Below are 16,224 nucleotides of genomic sequence, written 5' to 3'. Positions count from 1 at the left end.
GAAACACGATGAAGCATCTCGCGCTCGCCGCCGCGATTCTGTTCGCATGGCCGCTCGCCGCCGGGGCCGAGGCGCCGGCCGCGCCCGACATCGCCAAGTCCGCGCCTGAGGCCGCCAGCCCCGCTCCGGACGCTGCCCCGAAGGCGCCGCAGACCGCGCAGGAGCGCCAGGAGGCGAATGCCGCCAAGCTCGCCGGGCTCGTCCGCTTCGTCGGCGAATCCTGCAAGGAGGCGCAGCCCGATTACGAGCGGTTCAAGGCGGTGGTCTCGGCGATGGGCGTCGATCTCGACGCTATCTCGAAGGGCGAATTGCTCATGCGCAGCATGGGCTACACCGAAGCCTACCGGAAGAACGTCGATGAGAGCTGCCGCAAGGCGCAGGAGATGTTCGGCGAGAAGGGCAAGGCCATTCCCGGCCTTGTCGTGCGCAAGGCTTCATAACGAAGGTTCGTCTTTAAGCGCCCGTTCACTGCACTGGGCGAGAGTGCCGGCACGAGTGGCGTTCGGCGCCCGGCCTTCAACGGCCGGCCGCCGCTGAGGGCGGGCGTTTCGCGCGATGGGGGGACGGGCCGGTCAGGCAAAGCGGCGTCCGGGCAGGGCTCTCCTGCGCGCCGGCTTCGCCATCGGCCTCTGCGCCGCAGCCTCGGCGGCGGAGGCGGCCCGGCTCGTCTCGGCCAAGGGCGCGCAGCCGCCGGAGGGCTTCGGCCGCATCGTCCTCACCTTCGATGAGCCGGTCTCCGTCAAGGCGCGGCTGTCGGGTGCGATCCTCGTGCTCAATTTCGGCGGGACCGTCGGCCCCGGTCCCGAGCGGATCGCGGCGGGGATGCCGGACTACGTCACCGTGGTGCGGCGTGACCCCGACGGCTCGGCCCTGCGCCTCGCGCTGCAGCGGCCCTACCGCGTCAACGTGCAGGATGCCGGCGAACAGGTCTTCATCGATCTCCTGCCGGAAAGCTGGAACGGCTTCCTGCCGCCGCTGCCCACCGAAGTGGTGGCCGATCTCGCCCGCCGGGCCGCCGCCGCCGAAGCCAGCCTGAAGGCGCGCAACCCGGCTCCGGTGCCGCGTCCGCTCACCCTCGAACTCTCCCGCACCGATGTCCGCACCCGGCTCTCCCTTCGCCTGCCGGAGGGCTCCGAGGCGGCCTTCGCCCCGAACGGCACCGGCACGCGCCTGACGCTGCCGGGGGCGTGGCGCATCGACGACCACGCCCTCCGCGGTCGCCTCGATCCGAATCTCGGACGTGTCACGGTCGAGACGGAGACCGGCGAGGCGCGGATCGTCGCGAGCCCGGCCGACGGCGTGACACTCGCCACCCTGCGTGACGAGGATGTCGTGGCGATCGATTTCGTCACCAAGCCGAAGACCCCCGAGACCGCGACCGCACCCGCTCCGCCCGTCGGAGCCTCGCCGACTGAGGCGAAGGGCGCACCGAAAGAGGCCGCGCGTCCCGCCGCACCGAACGCCGAGGCTTCGCCGCGCCCGACTGCGCCGGCCGTGGTGTCGCGCAAGGCCGGCTCGGGCCTCGTCTTCCCCTTCGCCAAGCGCGTGCCGGCGGCGTTGTTCGAGCGCGGCGGCATCGTCACCCTCGTCTTCGCCACGACCGAGCCGGTCGCCGTGCCGCCGCCCGGTGCTACCGGCCTCGTCGCCCTGGCGCCGCCGCAGCGGAGCGGCAGCTTCACCGTCCTTCGCTTCACCGCGCCCGCGGGGCGGCTCGTGGATCTTCTGCCGGTCACCGAGCCGGCCGGATGGGAGTTGGCGACCGGCGACGGTCTCGCCCCGAGCGAGAGCCTGACCGCCCAGCGCGCGCCGACGACCCAAGGCCGCCTCGGCGTCACCGTGCGGCTGCCCGCGGCCGGCCCGGCCGGCTGGCTCGATCTCGACGGCGAGCGCATCGCCGTCGTCACCACCGATGGAAGCCGCCCGGCGGGCGTGGTCAAGGCGCAGCGCTTCGTCGAGTTCGAGTTGATTCCGAGCCGCCTCGGCCTCGCCGTCCTTGCCAATGCCGACGACCTCACCGTGCGGCCGGACCTCGACGGCGTGACGATCGGCCGTGAGGGAGCGAGGGAAGGTCGCGACGGCGGTCTTTCGGTGTCAGGCATCTCCCGCCCCGCCGATCCGCCCGTGGGGGCGGTCACGGAACTGGCCGTCGATCGCGACGCCTGGGAGCGGGCGCAGCGCGGCGACGTGCGCGCGACCCTGCGGGAGGGGCTTGCCGCCGCCGTCGAGGCCCATCGCCGCGACCGGGGCGGTGCCCGCCTCGGCCTCGCCCGGGCGATGATGGCCAACGATCTCGATTTCGAGGCGCTCGGTGCGCTGACCTCCGCCGCCGCCGAGGATGTGGTCATCGACGGGGACCGGCAGACGGCGCTGATGCGCGGGATCCTGCTCGCCCGGATCGGGCGGGCCGAGGAGGCGCGCAAGCTGCTCTCGGATGAGCGGCTCGCCACCAATCCGGAGGCCCGGCTCTGGCGCGGCTACGTCGACGCCCTGGCCGGCCGGTGGAGCGAGGCGGCCGTCGCCCTGCGTGCCGGCGAATCGGTGTTGGAGCGTTACCCCGAGCCGCTGGCCTCGCTGTTCCACGCCGCTGCCGCCGAGGCCGCGGTCGAGACCGGCGATTGGGAGGCGGTCACCCGCGAATCGATCGCCGCCAGCCGCGCCGCGACCGAGTACACCCGCGACCGGCTAACCCTGCTGCGGGCGAAGATGGACGAGGCGACCGGCCGCAGCGCGGCGGCGTTTGCGGCCTACGAGACGCTGCGGAGCCAAGCGCCGTGGCCGCTGGCGGCGGAGGCGACCCTGCGCGCGGCCACCCTCGGCCACACCCTCGGCAAGACGCCCCTGCCCGAGGCGATCGACCAGTTGGAGGTTCTGGCGCTGACCTGGCACGGCGGCCCGACCGAGATCGGCACGCTCGGTGCGCTCGGCGGCCTCTACGAGGAGGCCGGGCGCTGGCGCAAGATCTTCACCACCGCCCGCCGCGCCAACGCGCTCAGCCCCGAGGCGCCGATCGCCCGCGCCCTGCACGAGCGCGCCCTGGCCGTGTTTGAGGATCTGTTCCTGGGCGTCCGCGGCGAGCGGCTCGGCGGCGTCGAGGCGCTGGCGCTCTATTTCGACTTCAAGGATTTCGCGCCCGCCGGAAGGCGCGCCGACGAGATCGTGCGGCGGCTGGCCGACCGCCTCGTCGCCCTCGACCTGCTCGATTCCGCCGACGAGCTGCTGCAATACCAGATCGATCACCGGCTCGAGGGCACGGCCCGTTCCTCTGTCTCGGCGCGGCTCGCCACGATCCGGCTGATGGAGGGCAAGCCGCTCCAGGCGCTCCAGACACTCGACGCGACCCATCTGCCGGAACTGCCCGAGGACGTGCGCCGCGCCCGTGCGATGCTGCGCGCCCGCGCCCTGTCGGACCTCTCCCGCACCGATCTCGCCCTGGAGACCGTCGAGGGCGAAACCGGCGCCGATTCCGAGCGACTGCGGGCCGATATCCTGTGGGCGGCCCGGCGCTGGCGCGAGGCGGGCGAGGCGCACGAGATGATCCTCGGGCCGGCCTGGCGCTCGGGAAAGCCCCTCGACGACACGGCGCGGGCCGATGTCATCCGGGCCGGCATCGCCTACGGGCTCGCGGGCGAGTCCCTCGGGCTCGAGCGGCTGAAGGCGAAGTTCGCGGGGCCGATGGCCGAAAGTGCGGATGCCCGCACCTTCGCCATGCTGACGCGGCCGGATGCACCCCGTTCCGCCGCCTTCCGCGATGCGGCCCTGCGGGCCACAAAGGCGGAGACGCTGGCGGCCTTCCTCTCGGAATACCGCAAGCGCTACCCCGACAGCGCCGTGCCGGAACCTGGCAGCGCCGCGACGGGCAACCGCGCCGAGGCGCCGTCCCCGCCGCCGGGGTGAGGGTTAGATGCGGCTGCGGCCGCGCTGCGCGTCGATGCTCCACGGGCCGGGGCCGGCGAAGGCGATGTAGAGGAAGACGAAGCAGAACAGGATCGCCGCGTCGCCGCCGTTCAGGGCCGGGTAGAAGTTCTTGGGGGCGTGGGCGATGAAGTAGGCGAAGGCCATCTGGCCGGAGAGGATGAAGGCCACCGGCCGGCTGAACAGCCCGACCACGAGCAGCGCACCGCCGATGAGTTCGAGCAGGCCGGCGATGCCCGGCAGCGACATCAGCGGCGGGTTCATCGAGCTGGCCGGAAAGCCGAGGATCTTCTGCGTGCCGTGCGCCATGAAGATCAGCGCCGAAACGATACGCAGGATGCTCAGCATCCGCGGGGCCCAGTGAGTGGTGGTGGTCGTCAGATCCATGCGTCGGCGTCCTCGTTACGCGGCCGCCACAACCTCGAATCGAAGCGTAGCAGTCTTCAGCTTCCGTAGCTCTGAATCAGAGAGCCCGCCACCAGCGTCCACCCATCGACCAGAACGAAGAAGATCAGCTTGAACGGCAGCGCGACCGTGGCCGGCGGCAGCATCATCATGCCCATCGCCATCAGCACCGAGGCGACGACGAGGTCGATGATGAGGAAGGGGATGAACAGGAGGAAGCCGATCTCGAAGGCGCGCCGCAATTCGGAGATCATGAAGGCCGGGGTGACGATCTCCAGGCCGATCGCCTCCGGGCCCGCCGGGGCCGGCTGGCGCGCCATATCGAGGAACAGCTTGAGGTCCTTCTCGCGCACGTTGCGCAACATGAAGGTCTTGAACGGCGCCGAGGCCCGCTCGAACGCCTGGGACTGGCTGATCTGGCCCGCCATCAGCGGCTCGACGCCGGTCCGGTAGGCCTCGCGCGCCGTCGGCGCCATCACGAAGGCGGTCAGGAACAGGGCCAGACTCACCATCACCGTGTTGGGCGGCGCGGTCTGCGTGCCGAGCGCCGAGCGCAGGATCGACAGCACCACGACGATCCGAGTGAACGAGGTCGCCATCACCAGCACGGAGGGCGCGAGCGCCAGGACCGTGATCAGCGCGACGAGCTGCAGCGCCCGTTCCGTGGTGCCGCCCGCGCCGAGATCGAGGGTGACGCTCTGCGCCCACGCCGCACCCGCGCCGCCCACGAGCAGGAGAGCGGCCAGGACGAGCGTTCGGGAGAGGGATCGCGGCACGGGCTGGCGGGGGGAGGGGATCATCGCGGGCCGCACCCTGCGGCGTGACGCGGGCGCGCACAAGCGACGCGACGACACGCTGCCGGTGGGATCACAGATCGCCGACGACGCCCGCCTCGTCCTGGGCCTGAAGCACCGCCGGGCGGGGCATCGAGATGATGTTGTAGCCCGAATCGACGAAGTGGATCTCGCCGGTCACGCCGCCCGAGAGATCGGAGAGCAGGTAGAGCGCGGAGTTGCCGACATCGTCCAGCGTCACCGTGCGCCGAAGCGGGGCGTGGGCCTTCTGGTGGTTGTACATCAGCCGCGCATCGGCGATGCCGGCGCCGGCCAGCGTGCGCATCGGCCCGGCCGAGAGCGCGTTGACGCGGACACCGTCGGGGCCGAGGTCGCTGGCGAGATAGCGGACGGAGGCTTCGAGCGCGGCCTTGGCCACGCCCATCACGTTGTAGTTCGGCATCACCCGCGTCGAGCCGGCATAGGTCAGCGTCAGCAGCGAACCGCCCCGGGGCATCCGAGCCGCGGCGCGCTGGGCGATCTCGGTGAAGGAGAAGCAGGAGATCGTCATGGTCCGCGAGAAATTCGCACGGGTCGTGACGTCGACGTAGCGGCCCTTGAGCTGCGCCTTGTCGGAAAAGCCGATGGCGTGGACGACGAAATCGATCCCCTCGGGGAAGCGCTCATCGAGGGTGGCGAACGCGGCATCGACGGTCGCGAGATCCTCGACGTCACAAGGCAGCACGATATCGGAGCCGACCGAGGCCGCGAGCGGCGCGACGCGGCGCCCGAGCGCCTCGCCCTGATAGGTGAAGGCGAGCTCGGCGCCGTGCCGGTGCAGGGTCTTGGCGATGCCCCACGCGATCGAATGATCGTTGGCGACCCCCATGATGAGGCCGCGCTTGCCCGCCATCAAACCCGTCATTCTCTTATCCGTACGCGTTCGGCCCGGCGCCGCAGCGCCCTGTCCGAGGCTTAGCCCGCCGGGCGAGGGCCTGTCCACGCGTGGAACCCGCTTGCATCCGGGCAAGGGGAAAAGGCCTGAGGATGCCGGCATGAAAAAGCCCCGGCGCGGATGCGACGGGGCTGGACGCCGTTTCGGATGGGCGGCCGGCGTTCAGAAGTAGCCGCGGGTTCCGGACTGCGCGTCGTCGATCAGGGATTGCTTGGCGCGCACCGCCACGCCGGCCGCGATGGCCAGGCTGGAGACGGTGAGCAGAGCGAGGAAGACGATCATGGTGTTACCTGCCTATCGAAGCAGGAACGCAAAGACAACTGGTCGGTTCCGCCAATCCATCAGACTAAGGCTTGGCTTATGCTTGGCCTGTCTTCTCGCAACTGCGAGATAAACTGCGCTGCACGGCAAGGCGCCGTGCAGCGGTTCCGTCTCTCACGCGTCCGGATGCTTGAGCACGAGGGTCGCGTTGGTGCCGCCGAAGCCGAAGGAGTTCGACATCACGTGGCCGAGCTGCGCCCCGTCCCGGCGCTGGCGCAGGATCGGCATGTCGGCGAAGGCCGGATCGAGTTCCTCGATATGCGCGCTCTCGCAGATGAAACCGTTGTTCATCATCAGGAGCGAATAGATCGCCTCCTGCACCCCGGTCGCGCCGAGCGAATGCCCGGTCAGCGACTTGGTGGCCGAGATCGGCGGGCAGGCGTCACCGCTGCCGAACACCGCGCGGATCGCCTCGATCTCCTTGTCGTCGCCGACCGGCGTCGAGGTGGCATGCGGGTTGATGTAGTCGATCTTGGCGCCCTTCAGGTCTTCCATGGCCTGACGCATACACCGCACCGCGCCCTCGCCGGAGGGGGCGACCATGTCGTGCCCGTCGGAGGTGGCGCCGTAGCCGGCGATCTCGCCGTAGATCCGCGCGCCACGGGCCTTGGCGTGCTCGTACTCTTCCAGAACCAGCACACCGGCGCCGCCGGCGATGACGAAGCCGTCGCGATTCACGTCATAGGCGCGGGAGGCGCGGGCCGGGGTGTCGTTGTAGCGCGAGGACATCGCGCCCATGGCGTCGAACAGCACGGAGAGCGTCCAGTCCAGCTCCTCGCAACCGCCCGCGAAGATGATGTCCTGCCGGCCGCCGCGGATGATCTCGGCGGCGTTGCCGATGCAGTGATTCGAAGTCGCGCAGGCCGAGGAGATCGAATAGTTCACGCCGCGGATCTTGAACCACGTCGCCAGTGTGGCGGACGCAGTCGAGGACATCGCCTTGGGCACCGCGAACGGGCCGACGCGCTTCGGCCCCTTCTCGCGGGCGATGGCGGCCGATTCGACGATGGTGCGGGTCGAGGGACCGCCCGAGCCCATGATGATGCCGGTGCGGTCGTTGGAGATCTCCCGCTCCTCAAGGCCGGCATCGCGGATCGCCTGATCCATGGCGATGTGGTTCCAGGCGGTGCCGCCGCCGTGGAAGCGCATGGCGCGGCGATCGACGACGCCCTCGGGGTCGATCGTCGGGGCGCCCGCCACTTGGCTGCGGAAGCCATGCGCGGCCTGCGCCTCGGAGCGGGCGATCCCGGAACGGGCCTCGCGCAGGGAGTCCAGAACCTCCCCAGTATTGTTGCCGATGGACGAGACGATGCCCATCCCGCTGATGACGACACGCCGCATGATGGCTCGTGCTGCTGACGCCGCGGCTGGTGCGGCGTTTCCTCGGGGAGGTCAGTTAGGATGATGCGCGGCCAATCTCAACCGCGCTTCGCGCACTCGGCGCCGAACCGGCGGCCGGTTCGGCGCGAAAAACCCTCCGAACCGAGCGGCAGGATCGAGCGGGCGGCGCCGGTTTCAGGCGCGGAACAGCGCCACGCGCAGGTCGTTCGCCTCGTAGATGCGCCGGCCGTCGGCCTCGAGCCAGCCGTCGGCGATGCCGAGCACGAGCTTGCCCTGGCGCACGCGCTTGATGTCGATGCCGTAGACGACCCGTTCGACGGTCGGCAGCACCTGATCGGTGAACTTCACCTCGCCGACGCCGAGCGCCCGGCCGCGGCCCAGGGCGCCGAGCCAGCCGAGATGGAAGCCGACGAGCTGCCACAGGGCATCGAGCCCGAGGCAGCCGGGCATGACCGGATCGTCCTTGAAGTGGCAGGGGAAGAACCAGAGGTCCGGCCGGATATCGAACTCGGCCCGCACGTGGCCCTTGCCGTGGGCGCCGCCCTCGGTCCCGATCGAGGTGATCCGGTCGAACATCAGCATCGGCGGGAGCGGAAGCTGGGCATTGCCCGCTCCGAACAGCTCACCGCGTCCGCAGGCCAGGAGATCCTCGTAGGAGAAGCTCGAAGCGCGCTGCGGTGAAGCGCCGTCGGATTGCTGGTCGAGAGAGGCCATGGATGACGTACGGGTCCTCGGTGACGGACGGGTCCGATGCGTGCGAACGGACAAGGCGTGATGGAATGGGCGCCTCGTTAGCACAGGCTCCGCGCGCCCACCAAGCCGCCCTCGCGCAGGGCCGATGCTCAGTCGACGCCCGGCGTAACGCTCGCCGAATCGATGAGAGCCATGCACCGTCCACGTATCAAACCGATGTCGGCCTCGGCATGGGTTGCCGCAGGGCTCCATGATCCGTATAATTTCTACCCTATACTCATTCTAAATAACTGGGAATCGTTCCCGACGATGTCCGATTTGATGCCTCTCCAGGCCGTGCTGAACGCACGGTCCGCTTCTCCGGGCGACGCGACCGGCCGTCGGGGCTGCCCGCTCTCGGACCTGCGCGATCGCTTGCGCCGGGCCGGCCTGCGCCCGACCCGTCAGCGCCTCTCGCTGGGCTGGCTTCTGTTCGGCCGCGGCGACCGCCACCTGACCGCGGAAATGCTCTACGACGAGGCGATGCGCGCCAAGGTGCCGGTCTCGCTGGCGACCGTCTACAACACGCTGCATCAGTTCACCGAGGCGGGCCTTTTGCGCCAGCTCGCCCTCGATGGCTCGAAGGCCTATTTCGACACCAACCCGAGCGAGCACCACCACTTCTTCTTCGAGGAAGAAGGCGAGGTTCTCGATATGCCGGAATGCGGCATCTCGGTCGATTCGCTGCCCGACGCGCCCGAGGGCATGGAGATCGCCGGCGTCGAAGTGATCGTGCGTCTGCGCCGCCGCAAGGTGTCCGGCCGCGCCTGATTCGGCGCCGCCTCTCCCGATACGAAGAAGGGCCCTGATTTCCGGGCCCTTTTTTCTTGTCTCGTTTTTGCGTGATGGTGGCTCGGCCTATTCCACCCGCTCGTCGGGGTAGACGCCCCACAGCCGGCTCTGGCGGATATAGCCATCGACGTCGCCGCGCTTGTCCGGAAGCGGCACCACGAGACGGCACCACGAGCCGGTGCAGCCCTTCACGCTGCCGATGACGCCGGGCTGAAGCCGCGCCTGCTCGGCCGATTGCTCGTCGGCGCGGGCGGTCAGCGGAACCGTCGCCTTGGCGGCGTCGGCCCGTTCGCCGGAAGGAGGAATGACCACCGCGGTCCGGCGGCCCGAGAGCAGTGAGTGGAGCACCCAGCCCTCGGTCCCTTCCGAATCGCGGATGCGGCGCCAGGTCTCGAACTCGGCGACGATCTCGACCGGCAGGCCCTCCCGCTGGAAGACCCACAGGGTGCGGTGATCCTTCGAAGGGCCCTCGCGCAGGTTGACGCGGTTGGTCTTCAGGCTGGCGTAGCGCGGCAGGGGCAGCTTGGTTACGGGCCCCTTGCCGACCTCCGGCGCGGGGGCCGGCGCGGCCTCTGCGGTCAGGGGTATCAACAGGGCGAACAAGGCCGCGAGCAGCGCGAGGCGCGCGGGGTTCATCGGGGGAAGCTCAGGCGGGCGCATCGTGCCTCGTCTCCGATCCGTGTCTCCAAAAGTCGGTCCGGCGGTGGCGTTTCGGCGCGTGCGAGGGCACAGGCCGGAAACGTCCATGGGTCGGCGCAGGATCGGCCGGCCCTCCGGCACTGATCCATCCGGGTCAGGGCCGCATTGTGTTCGCCGACCTCTCTGCTAGAGAGGCCGAACGTCCTGCAGCGGACCGGGGAACCGGTTCGCCTTCCGCTCCATCTGGCCGCGCCATGGTTAAGGGAGCGTAAGCCGACCCCTCGCGGCATAGCGGGGTGGCGTCCGGCGCAGGCACGGGAATGCGGACGGCGTCGTCGGGGAGGGAACATGTCGTCGTTGAAGCGCAAGCCGCTTGTGGTCGTGACGCGGCGTCTGCCGGACGCGGTCGAGACGCGCATGCGCGAATTGTTCGATACGCGCCTCAACCACGATGATGCGCCGCTCTCGCAGGAGGCGCTCTCGGCCGCGATTCGGGAGGCCGACGTGCTCGTGCCCACCGTGACCGACGCGATCGGGGCCGGATTGCTCGCCCAGGCGGGACCGAACCTGCGGCTCATCGCCAATTTCGGTAACGGCGTCGATCACATCGACGTCGCCGGGGCGCTGGAGCGCGGCATCACGGTCACCAACACGCCCGGCGTGCTGACCGAGGACACCGCCGACATGACCATGGCGCTGATCCTGGCGGTCGCCCGCCGGCTCGCGGAAGGCGCGCGGATCATTCCCGACGACGATTGGACCACGGGCTGGTCGCCGACCTGGATGCTGGGACGCCGCATCACGGGCAAGCGCCTCGGCATCGTCGGCATGGGCCGCATCGGCCAGGCGCTGGCCCGCCGCGCAAAGGCCTTCGGCCTATCGATCCACTACCACAACCGCCGCCGGGTGCCCTCGCATATCGAGGAATCGCTCGACGCGACCTACTGGGAATCCCTCGACCAGATGCTGGCCCGGGTGGATATCGTCTCGGTCAACTGCCCGCACACGCCCGCGACCTATCACCTGCTCTCGGCCCGCCGTCTGAAGCTGCTCAAGCCCGAGGCGATCGTCGTCAACACCGCCCGCGGCGAGGTGATCGACGAGAACGCGCTGGCGCGCCTGATCGAGGGGGGCGAAATCTCGGCCGCCGGCCTCGACGTGTTCGAGCAGGAGCCGGCGGTGAGCCCGCGCCTCGTGCGGCTCGCCCGCACCGGCAAGGTCGTGCTGCTGCCGCATATGGGTTCGGCAACGCATGAGAGCCGCACCGATATGGGCGAGAAGGTCATCATCAACATCAAGACCTTCATGGACGGCCACCGTCCGCCGGACCGGATCCTGCCGAGCATGCTCTGACGGCGGGCCGGAGCCTGGTCGCTGCGGCGGTGGGGGATGGCTTCGGCTCCCCGCCCCGCGGCGCGGCCGTTTGCACGCCGCCGCGAAGACCGCGAGCAATTCGTCGGACGGCGGAGCCGAAAGCGACCCTCAGCCGAGCATCGACGGCACGCGATCCGTGCGGATGGCCGCCTTGGCCCGCGCCGAGTCGACATCCATCTGCGCGATCAGCGCCTCGGCGCTCGAAAACTTCTCCTCGCCGCGCAGATAGGCCAGCAGCTCGACGGCGACCTCCTGCCCGTAGAGGTCGCCCTTGAAGTCGAACAGGTGCACTTCGAGGAGTGGCGCGCCGTCGTCGAAGGTCGGGCGGCGGCCGTAGCTCGCCACGCCGTCATGCAGGCTGCCATCGGCGAGGCGCACCCGCACCGCGTAGATGCCATGGGCGAGCCCGCAGGATTCGAGGGCGAGGTTGGCGGTGGGGTAGCCGAGCGTCCGTCCGCGCTTGTCGCCGTGGCGCACCTGGGCCAGCACGAACCAGCGATAGCCGAGAAGGTCGTTCGCCCGCGCCACGTCGCCGGACGCGAGGGCGGCGCGGATCGCGCTCGACGAGATCGGCGCGTCGCCGGGATCGGCCGAGACCGCAGGGACGATGCGGCAGGACAGGCCGGCCCCGGCGCAGAGTTCGGCGAGCATCCCCGGCGAGCCCTCGCGTCCGCGGCCGAAATGGAAATCGTGGCCGATCACCACGCCGGACAGGCCGAGTCCGTCGCGCAGCCAACCCTCCACGAAATCCCGCGCGCTGGTGCCGGCCAGCCGCTCATCGAAGCGGCGCACGATCAGACCGTCGAGTCCGAGGCGCGCGAACACGATCTCCTTGGCGCTGGGGCCGGTGAGGCGAAACATCGGCTGGTCGGGCGCGAAGAACGCGCGCGGATGTGGCTCGAAGGTCAGTACGGCGGCGGGGTGTGACCCGGCCTCGGCGCGCACCGCCTCGATCAGCGTGCGGTGGCCGCGATGGACGCCGTCGAAATTGCCGAGCGCGGCGACCGCACCCGCCAGCGCCGGGGGCACCGGGTCGTCCTCGCGGCAGACCGTGAAGGGTCTCGAAGAGGGGTGGGGGCCGGTCCCGGCGGGCGGCACGGCGTTCTCGTCGCCTGAGGGCATCGGCTCCTGCGATCGAATGTCTGCGAGTCTCAAGGGAGTGTCGGCCGGGAGCAGCGACGGGAAGCGTCGGCGCGGCCGGGCTCGTCCGCCCCGTCCCCGCACGGCGGGAGAGCGCGGGAGACTTGGCGAAATCAGTCTCTCGGGTCAAGCGAGGGGAACGACTCCGGATTAACGGCTTCGCAATCCGCGCCACCTATTGTCTGGGAACGGATGGCAGGTCCGCTCGCACGCGTCGATGCGACGTTGATCGCTCGAGAGAGCCGCGCCGTCAGTATCGATCAGGGACAACGGAGCAATCGTCATATGGCCCTCGACCTCAGCATGCCTATCCTGGTGGTCGACGACTACCAGACCATGGTGCGTATCATCCGCAACCTCCTCAAGCAGCTTGGCTTCGAGGACGTGGATGATGCGTCCGACGGCACCGCCGCACTGGCGCGCCTGAAGGGCCGCAAGTACGGCCTCGTCATCTCGGATTGGAACATGGAGCCGATGACCGGCTACGAGCTTCTGCGCCATGTCCGCGCCGACGAGGGCCTGCGCACGACGCCGTTCATCATGGTCACCGCCGAGTCGAAGACCGAGAACGTCATCGCCGCCAAGAAGGCCGGCGTGAACAACTACATCGTCAAGCCCTTCAACGCCGCCACCCTCAAGTCGAAGATCGAGGCGGTCTGCGGAGCCTGATGCGCACAATCCGCCAAGGGACCGTCGCGCCGGACGAAGGCGCGCCGAGCCGAAACGAGCGGACGGATCTCTGTCACGAGAGCCGATCCCGGCTTCATGCCGTCGGGATCGGCATAGGAGGAGCGGCCGTCCCTCAGGGTGGCCGTCAACGGATCGAACACAAGAACGTCGCGAGAGATCGCCCATGAACATGATGGCAACGGCACGCGACGGCCGGTCGCAGAACTCCCATCCATCGGCGATGGTGAAGGAGCTTCTCGACATCGCGGACTACATCGCCAGTCTGCGGGACGCGATCGCGATCCTGCGGGCCAACGAGCTGACGCGTGACCGTCTGCCGATGGTCCACGAGGAGCTGAGCGAGGTGGTCGCGGCGACGGCCGGCGCGACCAATTCGATCATGAGCACCGCCGAAGCCGTGCTCGCCCTGCGCGACGGACCGGGCTACCGGGACGCGGTCGAGGCCAAGATCTACGACATCTTCGAGGCCTGCACCTTCCAGGACATCACCGGCCAGCGCATCGCCAAGGTGGCGGAGGCGATGAGCCAGCTCGAAGGGCGGCTCGCCCGCTTCAGCGCCGCCGTGAAAGCCCGCGACGCGGCCGGCATCGACGAGATCGAGATCGACCGGCGCAAGCGCAACGAGTCGCTCCTGCTCAACGGCCCACAGATGGGCGGCCCCGCCACCGCGCAGGATGCCATCGACGCCCTGTTCGCCTGACCCACGGGCCAAGCGAAGAGCGGCCTCGGACGGGGCCGCCATCGGCCGGCCGTTACGGCCAAGCTGCCTTGTTCCGAACATCGCCGTTGCGAAAAGCCGTCACGGTCGTCCCTGAAAAAGGGTGCGGGATCCGAGTGAGGGACTCCGCAGGGGCTGGACCATGGCGAACTTCGATTTGCTGCCCGATCGCGCATCCGGCGATGCCCTCGACCGCGCCCGCGCGCAGGGGCAAATGCACCATTCCATCGCGACGACGCTTCTCGTGATCGCAGCCGCCCGCGCCGAGCGCGCGGCGCCGCCGGTTCATGCGGCGCGCCAGCGTCTTGCGAAGATCTACGGAGCCTCCCGGCTGCGCAAGCGGATGGAGCGCGACGCCGCGCGGGGCTGACCCCCGTCCACCGACCGCACCCGCTTCCGATTTCACCCGGCTCGGCGCAGAAAATCCCGGAACGGTCGCCGCTGCGGCGGCGGGCTCGGCGGCGGATCGGGGGAGGGCGGTGGCGGCGGTGCCGCCTCGGGCGAGGCCGAGAGCACCTCCGCCCGCACGGCGCGCGGTGCGGCGAACACCCCCCCTTGCGCCAGCGGCACGTCGAGATCGATGAGGTCGGGCACCTCCGTCTCGGCCTCGACGCCGGTCGCGACGAGCCGGATCCCGGCCCGCGCCAGGGACGTCACCAGATCCTCCAGGGCGATATCCGGCCGCGCTTCCCGGTCGAGCGGCCGCAGCAGCAGTGAGGCCGCGACCTTCACCTGCGTGATGCCGCGCTCGGCCAGGGCGGTCGGGTCGAACCGCAGGTCGATCGGGCGATCCATCACGAAGCCGATCCGCCCGCGCAAACCCGCCAGCAGGGCGGCCTGCTCCGCATCGAGGCTGCGCCAGCTCGATTGCGGCAAGGCAATCACGACGCGGCCCGCGAGTTCCGGCCCCTCGCTGACGAGGCGCCCGAGCGAGCGCAGGAAGCCCGGCTCGAACAGTGAATGCGGCGTCAGGCTGTAGCTCACCGAGGCCGGGCTGCCACGCCCCTGGAGGTGACGCGCGATCGTCGCGACGCGCTGGAGCATGCGCCGGTCGAGCGCCGTCGTGCGGCCGTGCCGCTCCAGGACGGGCAGGAACGTCTCCGGCGCGTAGACCGCGTCGCCGACCTTGAGCCGCGCCAGTGCTTCGTAGGCGACGACCTTGCGCTGCGGCAGGGTGACGACCGGCTGCAAGAAAACTTCCAGCCCCTCGCCGTCGAACGCCTCGATCAGCGAGGCGGCGTCGGCGTCGTTGGCGAAATGATCGGAGGGGCGGGCGGCGGGCAGGGTCGTGCGGGGTACGAGCCGCATCGGCGGCGCCACCGGTTCCGTCTCGGGGGGAACGGTCGCGGCCGGGCGCGGCCGGACCGGCTCCGGCGCCGCTTGCGGAACGGGCTTCGGCTGGGGCGCCTGCGCCTGCTGCCGAAGACGGGCGATGTCGCCGTCCTGCGACGCGACCACGGCGGCGAGTTCGCGAACGATGCCGCTGAGGATGCCGATCTCGGCGGTCACCTCCTCGATTCCGGCATCGAGCCGTGCGTCGAGCGCCTGGATCGCCGCGTCCGGCGGCCGCGCCGACGGGTCCGTCGTTGAATCCTGCATCCGCGACTGGACCAGGGCGGCTGTGACGGCTTCCAGCTTCACGAGGCGCTGGGAGAGGACGCCGATCTCCTTCGAGACGACCTCCTGCGCGACAACGAAGGCGGATAACCGCCGCCACATCAAGGCTCCGCCGACGATCGCGAGGCCGGACACGGCGGCGACGGCGGCGAGCGGGACGATGAGCGCCAGCGGAACGAGGACCAGGATGCCGATGAGGCCGAGGATCCAGGGGGTGCCGCGCGGGCGGATCGTTCGGGCTTTCGGTGTTTTCACCGTCGATCGACGCGCTTCTGTCTGGCGGCCACGGCCGGGCTTCTCATTCACGATGCGGAGCGGGCGCCCGCAGAACGTGTGGGTGAAACGCGCCGGATCACGCGCAAGGGCGCATCCGGATCATCGTAACCCTAATGTCGCCGACGCCGCTCCCGGCCGCAAGGCGGCGTCATCGGTTTCTCCCGTGCATTCGGCCCGAACGCGCGCTGCGCTTGCCGCACGCGATCCCGAAGCCACATCTGCGAGGGTCCGCCGGTCCCCGGCGGGCGGCCAGGAGACGATGGCGATGGACCAGAGCCCGATCGAACTGACGATGCGCGTCGACGGAATGACCTGTGAGGGATGCGCCGAGGCCGTGTGCCGCACGATCCGCCGCCTCGACCCGCAGGCGGAGGTCTCGGTCGATGTCGGCCTGGGCCGCGTCTCCGCCACGACCGTCGCGCAAAGTCTCGATGTGGCCCAGGCACTGACCAAAGCCGGTTACACCGCCACCGCGATGACCGGCTGAAACCATTCGGGCTCACACACCGGCTGGGGCGAGGCAGATCACCTGTCCCATG

General features: G+C 70.1%; 16 protein-coding genes. 8 read left to right on the top strand and 8 right to left on the bottom strand.

Annotation, left to right across the window (positions count from 1 at the left end; translation table 11 throughout):
- Window positions 1-8 precede the first annotated feature (8 nt).
- Together ASF53_RS06725 and ASF53_RS06720 are read left to right on the top strand one after the other, a co-directional pair.
- Complete coding sequence (locus ASF53_RS06725; RefSeq protein ID WP_056195849.1) at window positions 9-440, top strand: hypothetical protein; 432 nt, start codon at window positions 9-11, stop codon at window positions 438-440.
- Between the two features lie 115 nt (window positions 441-555).
- Window positions 556-3,894, top strand: coding sequence for a hypothetical protein (locus tag ASF53_RS06720; RefSeq protein ID WP_056195846.1), 3,339 nt, complete (start codon window positions 556-558; stop codon window positions 3,892-3,894).
- A 3-nt stretch (window positions 3,895-3,897) separates the two neighbouring features.
- Here the strand turns inward: ASF53_RS06720 and ASF53_RS06715 are convergent, their stop codons facing one another.
- From ASF53_RS06715 to fabA, 5 genes are all read right to left on the bottom strand, one after another.
- Entirely contained in the window at window positions 3,898-4,299 is a 402-nt protein-coding gene (locus ASF53_RS06715; protein ID WP_056195843.1) for a DoxX family protein, read from the bottom strand.
- A 56-nt stretch (window positions 4,300-4,355) separates the two neighbouring features.
- Complete coding sequence (gene fliP, locus ASF53_RS06710; protein WP_056195840.1) at window positions 4,356-5,117, bottom strand: flagellar type III secretion system pore protein FliP; 762 nt, start codon at window positions 5,115-5,117, stop codon at window positions 4,356-4,358.
- Window positions 5,118-5,184: 67 nt separating this feature from the next.
- A complete protein-coding gene (gene fabI, locus ASF53_RS06705; protein ID WP_056195835.1) occupies window positions 5,185-6,015 on the bottom strand; it encodes an enoyl-ACP reductase FabI in 831 nt (276 codons plus the stop codon).
- Between the two features lie 465 nt (window positions 6,016-6,480).
- Window positions 6,481-7,707, bottom strand: a complete 1,227-nt coding sequence (gene fabB, locus ASF53_RS06700; RefSeq protein WP_056195832.1) for a beta-ketoacyl-ACP synthase I — start codon at window positions 7,705-7,707, stop codon at window positions 6,481-6,483.
- 174 nt (window positions 7,708-7,881) lie between these two features.
- Entirely contained in the window at window positions 7,882-8,421 is a 540-nt protein-coding gene (gene fabA / locus ASF53_RS06695) for a 3-hydroxyacyl-[acyl-carrier-protein] dehydratase FabA (RefSeq protein ID WP_056195827.1), read from the bottom strand.
- Window positions 8,422-8,709: 288 nt separating this feature from the next.
- Here fabA and irrA point away from each other — a divergent pair, with 288 nt between their 5' ends.
- Window positions 8,710-9,210 carry an iron response transcriptional regulator IrrA gene (gene irrA / locus ASF53_RS06690; protein ID WP_056195823.1) on the top strand — a complete coding sequence of 167 codons (501 nt, stop codon included), beginning with the start codon at window positions 8,710-8,712 and terminating at the stop codon, window positions 9,208-9,210.
- Window positions 9,211-9,297: 87 nt separating this feature from the next.
- Here the strand turns inward: irrA and ASF53_RS06685 are convergent, their stop codons facing one another.
- A complete protein-coding gene (locus ASF53_RS06685) occupies window positions 9,298-9,891 on the bottom strand; it encodes an SH3 domain-containing protein (protein ID WP_056195818.1) in 594 nt (197 codons plus the stop codon).
- A 327-nt stretch (window positions 9,892-10,218) separates the two neighbouring features.
- Between ASF53_RS06685 and ASF53_RS06680 the strand changes: the two genes are divergently transcribed.
- Window positions 10,219-11,223, top strand: a complete 1,005-nt coding sequence (locus tag ASF53_RS06680; RefSeq protein ID WP_056195812.1) for a 2-hydroxyacid dehydrogenase — start codon at window positions 10,219-10,221, stop codon at window positions 11,221-11,223.
- A gap of 129 nt (window positions 11,224-11,352) precedes the next feature.
- On the opposite strand, the gene ASF53_RS06675 is transcribed toward ASF53_RS06680, so the two are convergent.
- A complete protein-coding gene (locus ASF53_RS06675; protein WP_056195806.1) occupies window positions 11,353-12,366 on the bottom strand; it encodes a bifunctional riboflavin kinase/FAD synthetase in 1,014 nt (337 codons plus the stop codon).
- A 303-nt stretch (window positions 12,367-12,669) separates the two neighbouring features.
- Here ASF53_RS06675 and ASF53_RS06670 point away from each other — a divergent pair, with 303 nt between their 5' ends.
- The 3 genes from ASF53_RS06670 (at window position 12,670) to ASF53_RS06660 (ending at window position 14,162) form a co-directional block, all read left to right on the top strand.
- A complete protein-coding gene (locus tag ASF53_RS06670) occupies window positions 12,670-13,053 on the top strand; it encodes a response regulator (protein WP_003604011.1) in 384 nt (127 codons plus the stop codon).
- Window positions 13,054-13,237: 184 nt separating this feature from the next.
- A complete protein-coding gene (locus ASF53_RS06665; protein ID WP_056195803.1) occupies window positions 13,238-13,774 on the top strand; it encodes a protein phosphatase CheZ in 537 nt (178 codons plus the stop codon).
- A 160-nt stretch (window positions 13,775-13,934) separates the two neighbouring features.
- Window positions 13,935-14,162: a hypothetical protein gene (locus ASF53_RS06660; RefSeq protein ID WP_056195800.1), complete on the top strand. Its 228-nt coding sequence runs from the start codon at window positions 13,935-13,937 to the stop codon at window positions 14,160-14,162.
- 32 nt (window positions 14,163-14,194) lie between these two features.
- Here the strand turns inward: ASF53_RS06660 and ASF53_RS06655 are convergent, their stop codons facing one another.
- Window positions 14,195-15,664 (bottom strand): EAL domain-containing protein, encoded by a 1,470-nt coding sequence (locus ASF53_RS06655; RefSeq protein ID WP_056195796.1) that lies wholly within the window; start codon window positions 15,662-15,664, stop codon window positions 14,195-14,197.
- 286 nt (window positions 15,665-15,950) lie between these two features.
- Here ASF53_RS06655 and ASF53_RS06650 point away from each other — a divergent pair, with 286 nt between their 5' ends.
- A complete protein-coding gene (locus ASF53_RS06650) occupies window positions 15,951-16,172 on the top strand; it encodes a heavy-metal-associated domain-containing protein (protein ID WP_056195793.1) in 222 nt (73 codons plus the stop codon).
- The last annotated feature ends 52 nt before the right edge of the window (window positions 16,173-16,224 follow it).

Source organism: Methylobacterium sp. Leaf123 (assembly GCF_001423405.1).
Classification (GTDB): domain Bacteria; phylum Pseudomonadota; class Alphaproteobacteria; order Rhizobiales; family Beijerinckiaceae; genus Methylobacterium.
Note: the sequence above shows the minus strand (reverse complement) of the source record. Positions and strands in the feature narration are given on the sequence as shown.

Bases quoted from the DNA above. Each gene is read 5' to 3' on its own strand.
- ASF53_RS06725 (WP_056195849.1), top strand. From the start codon at position 9: ATGAAGCATCTCGCGCTCGCCGCCGCGATTCTGTTCGCATGGCCGCTC.
- ASF53_RS06720 (WP_056195846.1), top strand. From the start codon at position 556: ATGGGGGGACGGGCCGGTCAGGCAAAGCGGCGTCCGGGCAGGGCTCTC.
- ASF53_RS06715 (WP_056195843.1), bottom strand. From the start codon at position 4,299: ATGGATCTGACGACCACCACCACTCACTGGGCCCCGCGGATGCTGAGC.
- fliP (WP_056195840.1), bottom strand. From the start codon at position 5,117: ATGATCCCCTCCCCCCGCCAGCCCGTGCCGCGATCCCTCTCCCGAACG.
- fabI (WP_056195835.1), bottom strand. From the start codon at position 6,015: ATGACGGGTTTGATGGCGGGCAAGCGCGGCCTCATCATGGGGGTCGCC.
- fabB (WP_056195832.1), bottom strand. From the start codon at position 7,707: ATGCGGCGTGTCGTCATCAGCGGGATGGGCATCGTCTCGTCCATCGGC.
- fabA (WP_056195827.1), bottom strand. From the start codon at position 8,421: ATGGCCTCTCTCGACCAGCAATCCGACGGCGCTTCACCGCAGCGCGCT.
- irrA (WP_056195823.1), top strand. From the start codon at position 8,710: ATGTCCGATTTGATGCCTCTCCAGGCCGTGCTGAACGCACGGTCCGCT.
- ASF53_RS06685 (WP_056195818.1), bottom strand. From the start codon at position 9,891: ATGCGCCCGCCTGAGCTTCCCCCGATGAACCCCGCGCGCCTCGCGCTG.
- ASF53_RS06680 (WP_056195812.1), top strand. From the start codon at position 10,219: ATGTCGTCGTTGAAGCGCAAGCCGCTTGTGGTCGTGACGCGGCGTCTG.
- ASF53_RS06675 (WP_056195806.1), bottom strand. From the start codon at position 12,366: ATGCCCTCAGGCGACGAGAACGCCGTGCCGCCCGCCGGGACCGGCCCC.
- ASF53_RS06670 (WP_003604011.1), top strand. From the start codon at position 12,670: ATGGCCCTCGACCTCAGCATGCCTATCCTGGTGGTCGACGACTACCAG.
- ASF53_RS06665 (WP_056195803.1), top strand. From the start codon at position 13,238: ATGAACATGATGGCAACGGCACGCGACGGCCGGTCGCAGAACTCCCAT.
- ASF53_RS06660 (WP_056195800.1), top strand. From the start codon at position 13,935: ATGGCGAACTTCGATTTGCTGCCCGATCGCGCATCCGGCGATGCCCTC.
- ASF53_RS06650 (WP_056195793.1), top strand. From the start codon at position 15,951: ATGGACCAGAGCCCGATCGAACTGACGATGCGCGTCGACGGAATGACC.